The following is a 16,873-nucleotide window of genomic DNA, read 5'->3' as shown; positions in this document are numbered from 1 at the left end:
GAGTCTTTTGCTCATTCTCATCGGAATTATTTCTGTGTATCTGCTGGTGCTCTCCGGAGCGTTCGAGCGCGCCCAGGACAGCCCCCGGTTCCATGTTTCCACTCCGGTTCCCGTTGACGCCGACACCTCCAAATGCGCTCCCGGCAGATATGGCGGAAGGGTGATTATCGGCGCTCTCGGCGACCCGAAAACCTTCAATCCCATCGTATCCTCCGAAAGCTCCAGCCGCGATGTTATAGGCCGCATGTTTGCCTCCCTTGTCAGCATGGACAATGTGACTCAGGAAATTATCCCCGGCCTTGCCTCCAGGTGGGAATTCTCCCCGGACAATCTTTCCCTGACTTTCCATATGCGCCGGGGAGTACTCTGGAGCGACGGCGTCCCCGTTACCGCCTATGATGTGAAATTCACCTACGACGCCGTCTATAATCCCAAAGTCCAGAACAGCTTGAACGACATCATGCGGGTGAACGGAAAACCGTTCGAGACCGCCGCGGTGGACTCGTTCACCTTCAAGGTGACCATTCCTTCTTCCTTCGCACCCTTTCTCCTCTGGGCAGGCGGGGTTCCCGTTCTCCCCAGACATGTTCTCGAATCGGATTTGGAGAAGGGAAAGTTTGACTCGGCGTACAGTGTCGCCACTCCCCCCGAAAAGATCGTCTGCTGCGGGCCATATCTCCTTGAGAAATATGAGGCCGGGGTCAAAACCGTCCTTCGGCGCAATCCGAGCTACTGGCGCATCGACCGTGCGGGTAACCGGCTTCCGTACATCGGCCGGATTATCTATGTAAGCATGCGGAGCATGGAAACGATGATGCTCAACTTCCAGACCGGAAACCTTGATATGCTGGACAGCGTCAAACCTTCCGATGTGCCCATTCTCGACCGCGACGCCAAAAAGTACGATTACCGGATAGTCAATCTGGGCCCCGGAATGGGACAGCAGTTTTTCTGGTTCAACATGAATCCCGGGAGTTCCCCTGACGGCAAACCTTTTGTGGCGCCCTACAAGCTGAAGTGGTTCCAGGATGTCAGATGGCGTAAGGCCATGGCACATGCGGTAGACCGCGACGGCATCTCCCGTACCGTTTTCGACGGAATGGCGCAGCCGCAGTACGGCCCGGAGACAGTCGCCAATAAGGTTTGGTATGACCCTGACTGCGTTAGATATGACTACAACCTGGACAAGTCCCGCGCTTACCTCGATGAAATGGGCCTGATCGACCGTAACGGCGACGGCATCCGTGAGGATGCGGAAGGTCATACGGTGGAATTCACCATGATAACCAACACGGGGAACGATCTCCGTGAGCTGATGGGGAATATCATCAAGGCCGACCTGTCGAGAATCGGGGTGAAAATGAATTTCACGCCGATCGAGTTCAACACGCTGGTGGTGAAAATCGATAATGAGTATACCTACGAGTGCTGCCTGCTCGGAGTCGGCGGGGGCGATCCTGACCCTTCGAGCGGCACGCATATCTGGCTTTCCAGCGGGCGCATGCACCAGTGGTATCCCAATCAGAAGAAACCTGCCACCGAATGGGAAGCCCGGATAGACAAGCTCATGAACCTGCAGATGACCACGCTTGACAGGGCAAAAAGGAAAGAGTATTTTGACCAGATTCAATACATCATATCCGATGAAGCGCCGTATATTTACCTGGTCACTCCACAGGTATTCGTGGCGGTGCGGAATAAGTTCCAGAACATGACGCCGACCATTCTGGAACACCGGCTCCTCTGGAATATAGAAGAAGCGTGGGTAAAGTAGACCCTGAAACAAGTTCAGGGTGACCAGCACCATGTACCAACAGGATAACGTGTCATGCCGAACTCGTTTCGGCATCTTAATATAAGCTCATTTGTAATGCCTTCTTGAATCGGCATCCATTACAGGACAGAATTTGTGAAAACATACATACTCAAGCGTTTTCTCCACATGATACCTCTCCTTTTGGGGATCACGTTTTTCAGCTTTATGATCATCAGTCTGGCGCCGGGCGACTACCTCACTACCATGTCCCAGAATCCCCAGATCAAGGCGGAGACCATCGCCGCCATGCGGGCGAAATTCGGCCTTGACCAGCCCTGGCACATTCAGTACGTCAAATGGCTCTGGAACGCTGTCCATCTCGATTTCGGATACTCCTTTGCCAACCAGGTCGCGGTTTTCACCCTGATCAAAGCAAAAATGCTCAATACCCTGATCCTCGCCCTTTCCGCGGCGCTCTTCGCCTGGGGGCTGTCCATCCCGCTCGGCATAATCAGCGCGGTCCGTCAGAATACCTGGGTGGACCGGTCGGCTTCGTTCGTGTCGTTCATCGGGCTTTCCATCCCGGAAGTGTTTTTCGCGCTGCTCATGATCCTTTTTGCGGCGAAAACCGGTCTTTTCCCGGTGGGCGGAATGAAATCCATAGACTTCGAATATATGTCGTACGGAGAGCAGATTCTCGATCTCCTGCACCACCTGATACTTCCGACAATCGTGCTGGGGAGTATATCCATGGCCGGGAGAATGCGCCAGATGCGCGCCAATCTCCTCGACACCCTGCTTCAGGACTATATCCAGACCGCCCGCGCCAAGGGCCTCAGCGAGCGGGTGGTGACCTACAAGCATGCTCTGCGGAATGCGATCAATCCGCTCATCACCCTGTTCGGATTCACCCTTGCAGACCTGCTGTCGGGTGCATTCCTGGTGGAGGTGGTCATGAGCTGGCCCGGTCTGGGCAGGCTTACCCTGGATGCCCTTTTTGCCCGCGACCTCTATCTGGTCATGGGAGCGCTGCTCATGGCCTCGGTCATGCTGATCCTGGGCAACCTTGCCGCCGATATCATGCTGGCGCTCTCCGACCCGAGGATACGGTATGAATAGGACTCTCTCAAACTCACCCTGGGCGGTGTTCTGGCGCCACCTTCGCCGCAACCGTGTCGCCATGCTGGGCGGAAGTCTCCTGATCCTGTTCTATACCCTGGTGGTCTTTGCCGATTTTTTCTCCCCTTACGGCATGGAGACCCAGAACCGCAGCCTGTATAACTGCCCCCCGACCGGGATTCACTTTTTCGATGGCGGCGGGAAATTTCATCTCTGGCCCTTCGTATATGGGAAGATTCTGGCCGACCGGAAATGGACCCGTTATGCCGATGATACTGGCAAGATGTATCCGATTCGTTTTTTTGCCAGAGGAGAATCGTACCGTCTTTTCGGACTGGTTCCGATGAGCCGCCACCTCTTCGGCGTAGAGGGGGAAGGCCGGATATTTCTCATGGGCACCGATCAATTCGGGCGTGATGTTTTCACAAGGCTCCTGTTCGGAGGACGCATCTCGCTTTCCATAGGCCTGGTGGGCATACTCCTGTCTTTCACCTTCGGAATGCTTATCGGAGGGATTTCCGGATATTTCGGGGGCCTTACCGATACGGTGATCATGCGTTTTACCGAGCTGGTCATGTCGGTTCCGGCGCTCTATCTCATTCTGGCGCTCAGGGCGTCTTTTCCCATATCAATTAAATCGGATGAGATGTACCTGATCATGGTGGTCATTCTCTCATTCATCGGCTGGGCCGGAATGTCACGTATCATCCGCGGGATGGTGCTTTCCATCAAGGAGAACGATTATGTCACCGCGGCGCGAGCGCTGGGATTCGGCCACCTGCGTATCATCGTGCGGCATATCCTGCCCAATACGCTCTCTTTTGTGATTGTGGCGGCGACCATATCTATTCCCGGATACATCCTCGGCGAAGTGGCGCTGTCATTCCTGGGAGTAGGCATCGCCGAGCCGACCGCCAGTTGGGGAAACATGCTCAAACAGGCCCAGAGCATACGGGTGTTGACTTCTTTTTCCTGGATACTGGCGCCGGGATATGCCATATTTCTGACCGTACTGGCGTTTAACTTCCTTGGCGACGGCCTCCGTGACGCCCTTGATCCGAGGAAGATCAAATAATAATGAAATTTGAAATTTGAAGATGCGGCAAAAAAGGAAAATTTACCTCCTACTCAGCTCTTTAAACCTCACCCCCTATCCCCCTCTCCTAGTCAGGAGAGGGGGTAAATCACGGCGAGCCAAGTCTTTACCCTCTCCTGACTAGGAGAGGGTGGCCAAAGGCCGGGTGAGGTATTACAGTGATGCAGGGGGTAATGTAAAATATTTACCAAATCATATGATATAACCGTAAGGAATTCAATGCCCGAACATTTACTCGAGATAAAAAATCTCAGCACCTGGTTTTTTATGGAAACAGGTGTCGCCAAAGCGGTTAATGATGTTTCCTTTTATGTCGACAAAGGGGAAATGCTCGGGCTTGTCGGGGAAAGCGGCTGCGGCAAGAGTGTCACCGCGCTCTCCATTCTGCGCCTGGTGCAGTCGCCCCCGGGGAGGGTTGTGCAGGGAAACATCCTCTTCAACGGGCGGGACCTTCTGGAGCTATCCGACGCATATATGCGGAGGGTGCGGGGCAACGAAATCGCCATGATTTTCCAGGAGCCGATGACCTCGCTCAATCCGGTTTTCACCATCGGTTCGCAGATCATGGAGGCGGTGCGCCTGCACCAGAATGTGGGAAAGAAGGAGGCGCGGAGCCGTACGGTTGAAATGCTGAAACTGGTGGGAATCGCCGACCCGGAGCGCCGAATCGATGATTATCCGCACCAGCTTTCCGGCGGGATGAGACAGCGGGCCATGATCGCCATGGCGCTTTCCTGCAATCCCGACCTGCTTATAGCCGATGAGCCGACCACCGCCCTCGATGTGACAATCCAGGCTCAGATCATGGAGCTGCTCTGGAAACTGCAGGAAGAGCTTGGCATGGCCATTCTCCTAATCACCCATGACCTCGGAGTGGTGGCGGAGTCGGCGGACCGGATGGTGGTCATGTACGCCGGGCATATCGTGGAGGAAGGGCCGACCCTTGCGGTGTTTGAAGGAACCGGCCACCCCTATACCCAGGGACTCATCGAATCGGTGCCCCGGCTGGACGACATCCAGAGGCGGCTGACTGTCATCAAAGGGACAGTTCCCGATTCAGCCGATCTGCCTCCCGGATGCCCGTTCAATCCAAGGTGCCCGTTGGCGACCGAAATATGCCTTGAAAAACTTCCGGCACTGGAAGAAATTGAAACCAATCACAGCGCGCGCTGTTTTCACAGCGATCAGGTACGAAGTGGAAGAATCAGCCAGACAGCATGAAGTGATACTCCGGGCCGAGGGCCTGCGAAAATATTTTCCGATAAAAAAGGGATTGTTCTCCCGTGTGGCAGGAAATGTCAAAGCGGTGGACGGCATTTCTTTCGATATACGGAGAGGGGAGACCCTCGGTCTTGTGGGGGAGAGCGGTTGCGGTAAAACCACCACCGGGAGGCTGATTTTACGGCTTATCGAGCCTACCGGGGGGAAGGTGTATTTCGACAGACAGGAGGTGACCTCCGTCGGCCGCCGGGAATTGCGCACCCTGCGCCGTAGAATGCAGATAATCTTCCAGGACCCGTTCAGCTCGCTAAATCCACGGATGACTGTGGGAACGATGCTTACCGAGATACTGAAGGTGCACAGGCTCGCCAGGGGCAGGGGAGTACAGGAGAGGGTGGGGCAGCTTCTCGATATGGTCGGACTTGCGCCCCGTCACGCCAACCTTTATCCCCATGAGTTTTCCGGCGGGCAGCGTCAAAGGATAGGCATCGCCCGGGCGCTGGCTGTTTCGCCGGAGTTCATTGTCGCCGATGAGCCGGTAAGCGCCCTCGATGTATCGATCCAGGCGCAGATCATCAACCTGCTCCAGAATCTTCAGGAGGAGCTGCACCTGACCTATCTCTTCATCGCCCACGATCTGAGCGTGGTGCGGCATATCTCCAACCGAGTGGCGGTGATGTACCTTGGCAGGATAGTCGAGATCGCCGATTCCATCGACCTTTACGAGAATCCCCTTCATCCGTATACGAAAGCGCTCATGTCTGCGGTTCCCATACCGGACCCGAAGCTGAGCAAGAAACGCATCTTTCTTGCCGGTGATGTACCCTCGCCTGCCGCTGTCCCTTCGGGATGCCCGTTCCATACACGCTGCCCGGAGGCGGTCGCTGAATGCAGTGTAGAGGAACAGATTTTTAAAGACAAAGGCAGCGGGCATTTCGTGGCGTGTATGAAAAGCTAAAAAGACAACCGCCTGGATTCGACGAAAGTTATATAATTGAGTAACCTGCTGATAGATGCCGAAGGCAGCCCCATAATCCCCCGGAGGGGGACTTTTGTGGCGGGGATGAAAATGTGAAAGTGTAACTATTTTTAATAAACCGATTAAGCATTGTCTTGCAGTCTTTTAAGTCCCCATTTGGGGGATTTAGGGGGCTGTAGTTCTGAGGCTGATAGAAAGAAAATAATTTTTTGAATAATCCGAGTTAAGCACAATACAGTTCATTTAAAAAATTTTGAACCACGAAAGTCACGAAAAACACGAAATTTGTTATACATTTTTTTTCAATAATATCATTTTTCGTGGCTTTCGTGTGTTTCGTGGTTAATGATCCTGTCCTTTTTTCGCTTAAGTGAACCGCATTGGAGTTAAGCATCATGCAGGTTTCAACGGGAGATTGTATGAAAATAGATGGTTTTGTGCATAAAGGCTTCAAATTCTATCTTGTGGTTGTTTTCCTCATGATAATTCTCTTTTGCTTCGGCTTCGCCCGTCAGGCAGCCGCTGTAAATCAGATAGATACAAAATACTATACGATCGTGTATGAGGATGAATGCGCTTTCACTGCTGGTGAGATTGCCAAATTCTGCGATGATATCTATGAAAAACTGATGGCCCGCTATCATGCATTCAACAGCAATCCGCGGGTGACCTGTATCGTCACCGATGAAGCGGACTATGCCAACGGATATGCTTTGTATTTCCAGAACACCATCACCATCTATGCCACCTCCATGGATTTTGAGCTGCGGGGGCAGTCCAACTGGCTCAGGAACGTTTTCGTTCATGAAATGACCCACATGATCGCTCTCCAGAAAGCGGCAAAGGGACCGGTTAACTTTGTCCTTCTGAACGCAGGTAAATTCAACCAGAACCCTGATTTTGACATCACCCTCGCCTTATATCATCTTTCCCAGCCGCTCTGGTTTGTCGAGGGCAGCGCACAGGCGGGTGCGGAATCGTACGGCGCCGAGCGCTGGGACACGCACCGTGAGATGCTCCTCCGGAGCGCATGGTATGAAAATTCCCTCCTTAGTCTCGATGAAATGACCGTGCTTTCCGGAAAAGACGGCATGAACTCCGAGATGGTGTATAATCAGGGCTATTCCCTGGTGCGGTTTCTCAAGGACAAATATGGCTACGACAAGGTGGTAAAGCTCAATAACACCAAAAACATCATGGATTTTGACCCGGTTATGGAAAAAGTACTGGGAGCAAAACCGCAAAAAGTCTATGAAGACTGGCGGGAATCCCTGAACAGCCGCTACCAGCCTTATAAAAATCACACCTTTGTCGAGGGCGAGAAAATCGCGGATGAAGGCTCTACCGACTTCTATCCGGCGGTATCACCGGATGGCAGATACCTGGCCTGGCTTTCCAACCGTGGCAGGGATTACTCCATCACCGATCTCATGCTCAAAGACCTGACGACCGGAAAGAAACGAATCCTGGTGAAAAACATCGACCAGCGTTTTTCCTGGTCTCACGATTCGCAGAAACTGCTCTTTGTAAAGAGACCGGCGCCCGGCTCCCGGTTCTATGATATTTTCACTTATGATCTCGGAGACAATTCCGAGCAGCGGGTATCCAAAAACATGCGCGCCCGCGACCCGGAATTTTCACCGGGCGACAGCCTGATAGTGTTCGTCCGCAATGAAGGCGGCAACAACGCCCTCGCGGTCATCGCGGCGGACGGCACCGGGCTTAAGTTTCTGACTTCGACCCACGACGGGACACAATTCTATGCGCCTTCTTTCTCTCCCGACGGATCTAAAATCCTCTTCGGCCTTTTCAAGCAGGACCTCGACCGTGATATCGGCCTCATCGATATTGGAAGCAAATCGTACCGGTATCGCTGGGATATCGCCGACTCCACCAAAGGATTTTCCGATTCCACCTCCTTTGCCAAAGGGACTGATTTCCGTATTCTGCTCAGCGCAAAGTCCGATGAGCGCGATCCGAGGTTTCTGCCCGACGGCAGGGGGATTGTATATGCCTCTGACGCCAGCGGAATTTTCAACATCTATACGCTCGATATTGAGAGCGGCAAAGCCAGGCGGGTGACCGATGTGTACGGCGGAGCTTTCTGCCCCTCGATGGGACCGGCGGGAGAGCTTTACTATGCCGGTTTCAAGGCCAGGGATTTCTCCATCTACCGTCTCAAAATTCCGGAAAGCATCGAGGAGATATCCCCGCTTGCTGAAATGCGTGATTACCTGGTTCAGCCGAAACCTTTCGATCTTCAGAAAAATTTCTCTGTGGAGCCGTTCCGCAACAAAAGGGTGGTAAATGCGATTGTACCGACAGTGATGCTCGGCCCATCATTTATCGGAAGCCGGTTCGGTCTTAATGTGGTGAATGTGGGCGCGCAAGTGTATCTCTCAGATCTTTTGGGACAGGATGCCTTTGTTCTGAGCGGAAGCCTGGGTAAGAACCTCAAGGAAGATGTATCCCTGAACAATAGTCTGGAATTTTACTATGAACGAAAAATGGCGCCTGTGACCTCAAGCCGGTACACCCATTCTCCGAGCCTTTTTCTCGGCGGCTCGCGGGAGGTGATAAACAACTTCATCGAAAGGCTCGATGCGGTTGCGGATACCTTTTACGTCGCCAACATTGATTCCCTGGGATACAAGAATGTCATCCATGATCTATCCCAGCGGTACACAGTGGCCGATGTATACCGTGACGAATTCCGCAGATACCGCACCGGTATCCAGGTTCCGCTTGCGTCCCGCCACTTTCTTTCCTTCGAGCTCTCGCTCCGCCAGTATTTTGAAGCATTGAGACGCATGGAGACTCTCCAGGATATGTCCACTTACATTGCAGGAGGGAAGAACATTACTTCCCAGGTGCCAGGCGCCGGGGCAACGCAGACGGCGGATACACGCCTGTTCAGCGACATGGAATATTTTCGGAGCGTCGAGATGGGAATCAGTTATTTTTATGCCAGAAATTATCCCGCCGCCGACAACGACATTTCCCCCAAAGGAACTGTCGCCTTGTTCCAGTTCAAGCACATGCGTTCTGAGTATGCGGATTCCCTTTTGAATCAACCCACGTGGTATATCCCGTCGGGAATCGGGATAGACCGCAACAACAATCTGGCTTTCAGCTATTCCACATACAATCCGGATAAAGCCCTCGATGTCCTCCGTCCGTATAAAAAAAGCATTGATGTCAACGAGTACACCCTCTTTTTCAACGGAAACTACAAACTTCCCCGGTACCGCCATGCCTTCGATTCACTGGTGCTGATCGGGTACCGGGATATTCAACTGAAGGATCCCTTTAAAGGGCAGGGGAACGGGTATGACTGGCCGCTCAAATACTATCTGGGAGGCGAGTACACCCTTTCCGGGTATCCGTACTTCGCATTCTGGGGATCAAAAGTTTTCCTTGGGCGTCTCAGTTATGTCTTCCCGCTCCGAAGCGAGATCGGGAAAAATATGGTCGGCATGCACATCCAGCGTCTCTATGGCTCAGCTTTCTTCGAAGTCGGCTCGGTGTGGAATTTCAGGACTATGAGCATGAAACGGTTGAAAGATGTGTCGTTCAAGCGCGACATAGGCTTTGAACTGCGGCTCAAAACGGTGTTGTTCTACCGTCTCGATGCCCTGGCGTATTTCAAGGTTGCATGGCCGCTGAACGATATGGGCGAGTCACCGTATCAGAATGACGCCCGGAGATACTATTTCGGATTGAGGATGTAATGAAAAGAAAAGTTACAAAGTTACATAGCAGCAAAGTTACAAAGTTTTTTTTCTTTTACTTTGTCTCTCTGTCACTTTGTGTCTATGTCACTTTTTCATCCGGTTGCAGCCACTACAGCGTATCCGGTTCTCTGCCCGGATATATCAAAACGGCGGCGGTTCCTCTTTTTCAGAATGATACGATTGAGCCGAATATTGTTGAGGATGTTACCGACATAGTCACCAATGCCATTATTAGTAATGGCAGTATGAAAGTGGTAAACGAGTCCCAGGCCGATGCAGTGGTGATGGGAAGAATCGTCGAGGTGATCAATGAAGCTGATACTTATTCCAAGAGCGAGCAGGCCAGGCAGTTCAAAATCCATATTTACGCCGATGTCCAATTTTACGACCGCCGAAAAAACCGTGCGCTCTGGGAAGAAAAACGTCTGGAGGGATGGGCGCGCTACGATGCATCCAACCCTTCCTCCCGGCAAGACGCCGTGCATCAGGCCCTTCAGATGCTGGCTTCCCTTATAATCGATAAAACCGTAGCGGGATGGTAAAAAGTAGTTTTTTTACTTCCTGGTAAAGTGTATTTCATACTTCTCCTCCGTTTCCCTTACGATTTCAAGATGACACGTGTCATACCGAACTTGTTGCCGCTTCACGAAAACGATGAAACCGTTGCCGTTTCGCGGGAACGATGAAACCGTTTCGGCATCTACTAACGTTATCAAATTACATACAGTGTGAAACACCATGATTAGTTATAATCCGTTCGACACGGTATTCGGGCCTATTTATGGGGACTTGTTCAGAAGACCAGCAATCGGGATCGATACACTGGCGTCTCTGGTTGCCATTGTTGAGACAGAAGCTTTTTTTGGCTGCGCCATACTTTTTACCTGCCTGGGCACATATTACCGGGTCAGTTACGGGATACTTCTATCGGTAATCAGCGTGATTCTGTGGGTGATCGGGATCGAAATAGCATACGGTTTACCGACCCGGCTGCTGATACAATTTGTAGTTTTCATTTTCTTTACACTTACACTGGAAAAACTTGAACGTCCGATAGTCAGAAGCCGCCCGAGATATATTCCGCGTCCCCTCCCGAAATACGCCACAGGCCTCATGACGCGATGGGTCATTTACTTTCTAAAATTGCTTTCCGAAGGAGAAAAACGTTCATGGAAATGGATCGCCCCGCCGACTTTTACTGATGCATTCGATTTTTCCGAAGGCCGCGGCCTTTTCGAAAAAGACCATGTTTTCGGATATGTGGACAGAGAAGGCGCTGTCGTCATCGAACCTCAGTTTATCAGAGCGCATCCGTTTTCAGAAGGTCTGGCCTGTGTCGAAAAAGAGGATTTCCAATATGGGTATATCTATAAGCGCGGAGTCTTGGCATTTTCTACCCCATACCGTTGCGAACACCCTTTTTCAGGTGGACTGGCGCGTGTGCAGGTTAATGAAAAGTACGGATATATCGAGAAAAAAGGGAAAATCGTTACACATTTTTTCGATGAAGCGCATGATTTTATAGAGGGATTCGCGTGCGTTGCAGTGAAAAAGGAGTACGATTTTATATCACAAACAGGGTCGTTTCTTACGCAGCAGAGGTTCGAACATGCCGAATCCTTTTCAGATGGATTGGCCCTTGTAAAAGATCATGATGACTTTTTTTTCATCGACAAAACGGGATCGACCGCTGTGAAACCTGCTATCCACTGTGACGCTGTCTGGTCTTTTGTCAATGGATTCGCCGAAGTTGAAGTCTGCGATAAACGTGGATTCATCAACCGCAGGGGTAACCTTGTCGTGGAACCACGGTTTGATGCTACCCGCAGGTTTTCGGAAGGTTTGGCGGCAGTAGACTCTGTTAGGAAAGACGGGGTTTTCGATGTTCATTACTGGGGATTCATCAATACCGCGGGAAAGATTGTCATCGAACAGCAGTTCGAGGATGCCCGATACTTTTCCGGAGGACTCGCTCCGGTCAAAATCAACGGGAATTGGGGCTATATCGATGCCTCCGGGCATATTGCGATTAAACCCAAATTTTCCGAGGCATTCCCGTTCCGGCGTTCAACAGGACGAATATGTTTTGATTTCCAATGGGGATTTATCGACAGAATTGGCGCTTATGTGATCCTTCCGCAGTTTGCCGTCGCTCATGATTTCAAGGAAGGATTAGCCTGTGCTGCAAGGAGTGTTACACCGCAAAGTCTTGTGAAAAAATGGGGTTATATCCGTCTGTTGAAAGCTGAGAAAGAGTGAGCCAGACAGCTCTCGAAAAAGTCGTAGACGGGAAACCATAAAAACTTCTTCATGTATATTAAAAAATCGAGGTGGCAAAATGGAACAAAATATTTCACAAAAAAGTGAGATTTCCATTGTTCTCTGCGGAGAAGCAGGGCAGGGAATCCAGACGGTCGAATCTCTCATGACCACTCTGCTCAAGATTTCCGGGTACCACTTTTTTTCAACCAAGGAATACATGTCACGGATCAGGGGCGGAAGCAATTCCACCGAAATACGGGTATCCTCGGCGCCGGTGAAAGCATTTGTAGAGCGGATCGATATCCTTTTTCCCCTGACTCTCCAGGCGCTTGAACATGTACGATGGCGTCTTACCGCCGATACTCTCATAATCGGAGAAAAAGCGCATCTGGCCGGTGAAGGAAATGACCCCGGAGTGAACATTTTCGATGTTCCTTTCAGCAGTATGGCAAAAGAAGTCGGGGGGGAAATCTATTCCAATGTTATTGCTGTGGGCATCATCGCCGGTATCCTGGGGATCGACCGTGGAATCACGAACGAATTTCTCGGAGGATATTTTGGAAGAAAAGGCGAGGCAGTGGTAAAAAATAACATCGCCGCTATGGGAAAAGGATATGAAATCGGCCGCCGTTTGTTCGATGAGGGGATTTTCAGGGTGGATATCAAAACCCATCCCGAAATTAATGATGACATTGTGATGAACGGGGCGGAGGCAATTGGGTTCGGAGCCTTGTGGGGAGGCTGCAATTTTATTTCCGCCTACCCGATGACACCCTCCACCGGCATTCTCAACTTTCTCGCCGCACGGTCGCTTGAGTTCGATGTCATCGCCGAACAGGCTGAAGACGAGATAGCCGCCATTAATATGGCCTTAGGCGCCTGGTATGCCGGAGCGCGGGGGATGGTCTGTACAGCGGGCGGAGGGTTCGCTCTCATGGCAGAGGGGGTGAGTCTGGCAGGAATGCTCGAATCCCCTGTGGTGATCAGTGTCGGGCAGCGGCCGGCTCCCGCCACCGGGCTGCCCACCCGCACCGAACAGGGGGACCTGGAATTTGTCCTTCATGCCGGTCACGGTGAGTTTCCCAGGGTGATCTTTGCTCCGGGAACGATCGAAGACTGTATCGATCTCACCCGCAGGGCATTCAATCTGGCCGACAAATACCAGATTCCGGTGTTTATACTCTCGGACCAGTACATTATCGATACCTATTACAATTTCCCGGCTCCTGACCTCTCAGTTCAAAAAATAGAGCACCAGTTTGTGAAGACCGATAAGGACTTTTCCCGGTATGCCATCACAGAATCTGGCGTGTCTCCGCGCGGCATTCCCGGTTACGGTGAGGGTGTGGTTGTCCTGGACAGCGATGAGCACGACATCCGGGGCCACATCACTGAAGACTATGCCGTACGGACAGCGATGGTGAACAAGCGCTTGAGAAAGATGGATCAGATCGTTCAGGAGGCGATTCCGCCGGAGCTGACCGGAAGTCAGGAATGCGAGTATCTGGTGGTTTGCTGGGGATCGACTTATCATATAGCCCGTGAGGCCATTCAAAAGCTGGGAAGGGATGACATCTCTCTTCTCCATTTCAAACAGGTATATCCGCTGCATAGAGACACTCCGAACTTTTTCAGCGGTGCGAAAAGGACCATTATTATCGAGAATAATGCCACATCGCAGTTTGGCAGAATCCTGCGTGAGTATACCGGCATTGCGATCGACAAAAAGATTCTCCAGTATAATGGGCTCCCCTTTTCTGTCGAGCATCTTACCGAAGCTTTGAAAGCCGAGGCGGAGCAGGAGGTGTTTACCTATGGAAGCTAAAGATTACGAACTGGATTATGAGGTCGATATCGCCTGGTGCCCGGGCTGCGGGAATTACGGCATTCGTAACGTTCTGAAAAAAGCGCTCGCCGAATTGAACATCGATCCTTCAAAACTGGTCATGGTTTCAGGCATCGGGCAGGCGGCTAAAATTCCCCACTATGTGAAAACAAATGTATTCAACGGCCTCCACGGGCGGGCGCTTCCCCCTGCTACCGCCATCAAGGCGGCAAATCCGGAGCTCACGGTTATCGTTGAGAGCGGGGACGGGGACATGTATGGCGAAGGGGGAAATCATTTCATGCACTGCATCCGGAGAAATCCGGACATCACCGCGCTGGTACATGATAACATGGTGTACGGCCTCACCAAAGGACAGGCCTCACCCACCACCCATACCGGATTCAAAACCCCGGTACAGGTGGAGGGTGTGATACTGGAGCCTTTCAATCCGCTCGCCGTGGCGGTGGCGCTCGATGCATCGTTTGTGGCGAGGGCCTTTATCGGCGATGTGGAGCAGACCAGGGAAATCATCAAACAGGCCATTACTCACAAAGGTTTTGCCCTTGTCGATATATTCCAGCCCTGCGTCACCTATAACAAGATCAATAGCTTTCAATGGTTCAAAGCGAATACGTATTCTCTTGAAAGCGCCTATGATCCCCATGACCGGGTTCATGCTTTCCAGCGGGCGCTGGAGACTGAAAAGCTCCCTCTCGGGGTATTCTATCTAAATACCGGGAAACAGACTTTCGAGGAACAGCTCGCTGTCTATCGAAGAAGTTCGGAGCCGCTGTGGAAGCGTATGGTGAATCGGGAGGCGCTGGCCGGATTTATAGAAAAGAAAAAGAAAATTGTCTGATTAATATCCCCCCGCCGCTTATGCGGCGACCCCCTTATCGAAGGGGGTAAAAGAACTTATCCGCCAGCGATTGCAAGGGTGAAGTTTGCGGGAAAGGAGTATCCAGATTCCATTGATGTCTATCTTAACAACAGCATCTTGCCGGTCGCGGTCTGATTCCCTATTGTGAGCCGAGAAAAATAGACCCCTGAAGAAACCGCTTTCCCGGAATCATCTTGCCCATCCCATACTGCGGAATGCGTTCCGGCGGTTTGATCGCCGGAAATAAGGGTGCGGACTTTCTGGCCGGTTGATGAATAGACAGCGAGTTCGGTTTTACCAGTGACAGCAAGTAAAAAAGAAATAGTCGTAGAAGGATTAAAGGGATTTGGAGAATTGCCAATAATTTTTATGACTTGGGGTAGAACGGAATCTTCATTAACTCTGGTCTGTGGGAGATGAAACCGCCAGAGGCCATAACCATTAAAATCATAACTTCTTCCAATCCACACATCTCCATGTTCATCAACAGCTAAAGCTGACATGGATTCTGATTCGGCCTTTATTATATATGTGTATACCGACCACGATTTATCATCATATCGGATCAAAGATCCGGTGGCCCCGAACCATTTTACCGAGTTATTATCTATTACAACTTTGCTTGGAACCCTAAATGATCCAGTTATACTCGATGAATATGTAATGAGCTTATTCTTATAACGATCGTATAATACAATACTTCCGGCATCAGGAACAGTCACCCATATATTACCATCACGATCTACGGCAACCGATGACGTATAAAGAGTATGACCTCCCAACGCGGATACAGTGTATCCTTGATCAGTATTTTCAAAATAATATAAATAGGCCTGATAACAACTGCCCCATATGTTCCCCGGTTTCACTATATCCACAGCTATAGATGATAATGCCGTGAAAAATGTACTTCCACCAATACTGACCAACTCCTCCCATTTTCCGTTATTATATGAAAGTAGACCAAGGTTACATGAAAGTTCTGATACACCTTTATAAGCTGAAAAAATAACACGTTTATTCACTGAATCTACAGCTATGGAACGAATCGGTCCATTCCATTTTTTAAGGAGCGCCGTATTATCTCCCGTGAATGAAAACCAGGAAGTGTCATTATACGCATAAATCCTTCCACCTGCTCCAAACCATTTTGTTCCGCTCCAGTCAATTGCCGCTGGCCCGAAACCGATAATATTTTCATAAGGATCGCTAAAGGAATAGACAGTATATGTTCCTGACAGAATATTCCATTTAACAGCCCCACCGCCTGTCGCGCACCAGACGGTATTGCCTTCGATGGCAATTCCATTTACATGATCTGTAGAGGGATTATTCGTTAGAAATGGCGTCCATGGGTCAGCGAATGCATCTCCCGCGAATAGATAAATTATGAAAACCAAAATGAGACTTTTCTTCATTTCAAACCTCTTTCAAAGCTGACGGCTGACCACCCGGAACCCTATCATGAGGCTCCCGATCCCCGGAGTGTAAGGAGAACGATATGTAGACCGGCAAACCCAATCTGTACCATACCAGCCGCCTCCTCGGATCACCTTTAAAGCCCCGCTTTGCGGGCCTGTAGGATCAGTAGCAGCCAATGTGTCATAAACTCCGTACCAGTCGCTGCACCATTCCCAGACATTTCCGCTCATATCGCCCAGGCCAAAGGAATTCGAACGGTAACTCCCCACTATCACAGGATGATATGGACCTACACTCCCATAATAATCATAATTTGCCTGAAAACTGCTGATCTTTCCATCATTCGTACCGTATTTATAAGATTGCCCGCTCCGGCAAGCATACTCCCATTCGGCCTCGCGCGGCAGATCCCATCCGTAATACTCCGCAAATGCCTTTGAGCCGAACCATGTGACTGATACCACCGGCCAGTCCTCATATCCCAAAACAACACTGAATGTATTATTGCTGTATCTTATCCAGCACTGATTATATGAATCAATTGAATCAGAAAGGCTGATGTAAGTCTGACCGCTA

Annotated in this window: 12 protein-coding genes; 10 read left to right on the top strand and 2 right to left on the bottom strand. The window is 50.8% G+C overall.

From position 1 onward, the window contains the following. Positions 1 to 7 precede the first annotated feature (7 nt). The 10 genes from Q8O92_11340 to Q8O92_11295 all read left to right on the top strand — a co-directional run bounded on the left by Q8O92_11340 (position 8) and on the right by Q8O92_11295 (position 14,854). A complete protein-coding gene (locus tag Q8O92_11340) occupies positions 8 to 1,774 on the top strand; it encodes an ABC transporter substrate-binding protein (GenBank protein ID MDP2983911.1) in 1,767 nt (588 codons plus the stop codon). Between the two features lie 135 nt (positions 1,775 to 1,909). Continuing rightward, on the top strand, positions 1,910 to 2,875 hold the full coding sequence (locus Q8O92_11335) for an ABC transporter permease (protein MDP2983910.1): 966 nt from the start codon (positions 1,910 to 1,912) through the stop codon (positions 2,873 to 2,875). Next, entirely contained in the window at positions 2,868 to 3,950 is a 1,083-nt protein-coding gene (locus Q8O92_11330) for an ABC transporter permease (protein MDP2983909.1), read from the top strand. The genes Q8O92_11335 and Q8O92_11330 overlap by 8 nt, the downstream gene beginning before the upstream one ends. A 240-nt stretch (positions 3,951 to 4,190) precedes the next feature. Continuing rightward, entirely contained in the window at positions 4,191 to 5,192 is a 1,002-nt protein-coding gene (locus Q8O92_11325) for an ABC transporter ATP-binding protein (GenBank protein MDP2983908.1), read from the top strand. Then, entirely contained in the window at positions 5,167 to 6,150 is a 984-nt protein-coding gene (locus Q8O92_11320; GenBank protein ID MDP2983907.1) for an ABC transporter ATP-binding protein, read from the top strand. The genes Q8O92_11325 and Q8O92_11320 overlap by 26 nt, the downstream gene beginning before the upstream one ends. Positions 6,151 to 6,590: 440 nt before the next feature. After that, positions 6,591 to 9,902, top strand: a complete 3,312-nt coding sequence (locus Q8O92_11315) for a hypothetical protein (GenBank protein MDP2983906.1) — start codon at positions 6,591 to 6,593, stop codon at positions 9,900 to 9,902. Continuing rightward, positions 9,902 to 10,447 carry an LptE family protein gene (locus Q8O92_11310; protein ID MDP2983905.1) on the top strand — a complete coding sequence of 182 codons (546 nt, stop codon included), beginning with the start codon at positions 9,902 to 9,904 and terminating at the stop codon, positions 10,445 to 10,447. Before Q8O92_11315 ends, Q8O92_11310 begins: the two co-directional genes overlap by 1 nt. A gap of 196 nt (positions 10,448 to 10,643) precedes the next feature. Continuing rightward, positions 10,644 to 12,164 carry a WG repeat-containing protein gene (locus Q8O92_11305; GenBank protein ID MDP2983904.1) on the top strand — a complete coding sequence of 507 codons (1,521 nt, stop codon included), beginning with the start codon at positions 10,644 to 10,646 and terminating at the stop codon, positions 12,162 to 12,164. A 79-nt stretch (positions 12,165 to 12,243) separates the two neighbouring features. Continuing rightward, positions 12,244 to 13,992, top strand: a complete 1,749-nt coding sequence (locus Q8O92_11300; protein MDP2983903.1) for a 2-oxoacid:acceptor oxidoreductase subunit alpha — start codon at positions 12,244 to 12,246, stop codon at positions 13,990 to 13,992. Next, entirely contained in the window at positions 13,982 to 14,854 is an 873-nt protein-coding gene (locus tag Q8O92_11295; protein ID MDP2983902.1) for a thiamine pyrophosphate-dependent enzyme, read from the top strand. Before Q8O92_11300 ends, Q8O92_11295 begins: the two co-directional genes overlap by 11 nt. A gap of 119 nt (positions 14,855 to 14,973) precedes the next feature. On the opposite strand, the gene Q8O92_11290 is transcribed toward Q8O92_11295, so the two are convergent. Together Q8O92_11290 and Q8O92_11285 are read right to left on the bottom strand one after the other, a co-directional pair. Continuing rightward, a complete protein-coding gene (locus Q8O92_11290; GenBank protein MDP2983901.1) occupies positions 14,974 to 16,293 on the bottom strand; it encodes a FlgD immunoglobulin-like domain containing protein in 1,320 nt (439 codons plus the stop codon). Between the two features lie 12 nt (positions 16,294 to 16,305). Then, the coding region (locus Q8O92_11285; protein MDP2983900.1) for an SUMF1/EgtB/PvdO family nonheme iron enzyme at positions 16,306 to 16,873 on the bottom strand (568 nt) is incomplete at its 5' end.

The organism is Candidatus Latescibacter sp. (assembly GCA_030692375.1).
Classification (GTDB): Bacteria; Latescibacterota; Latescibacteria; order Latescibacterales; family Latescibacteraceae; genus JAUYCD01.
The sequence above is the reverse complement of the archived record's forward strand: the minus strand, read 5'-3'. Positions and strand labels throughout refer to the sequence as shown.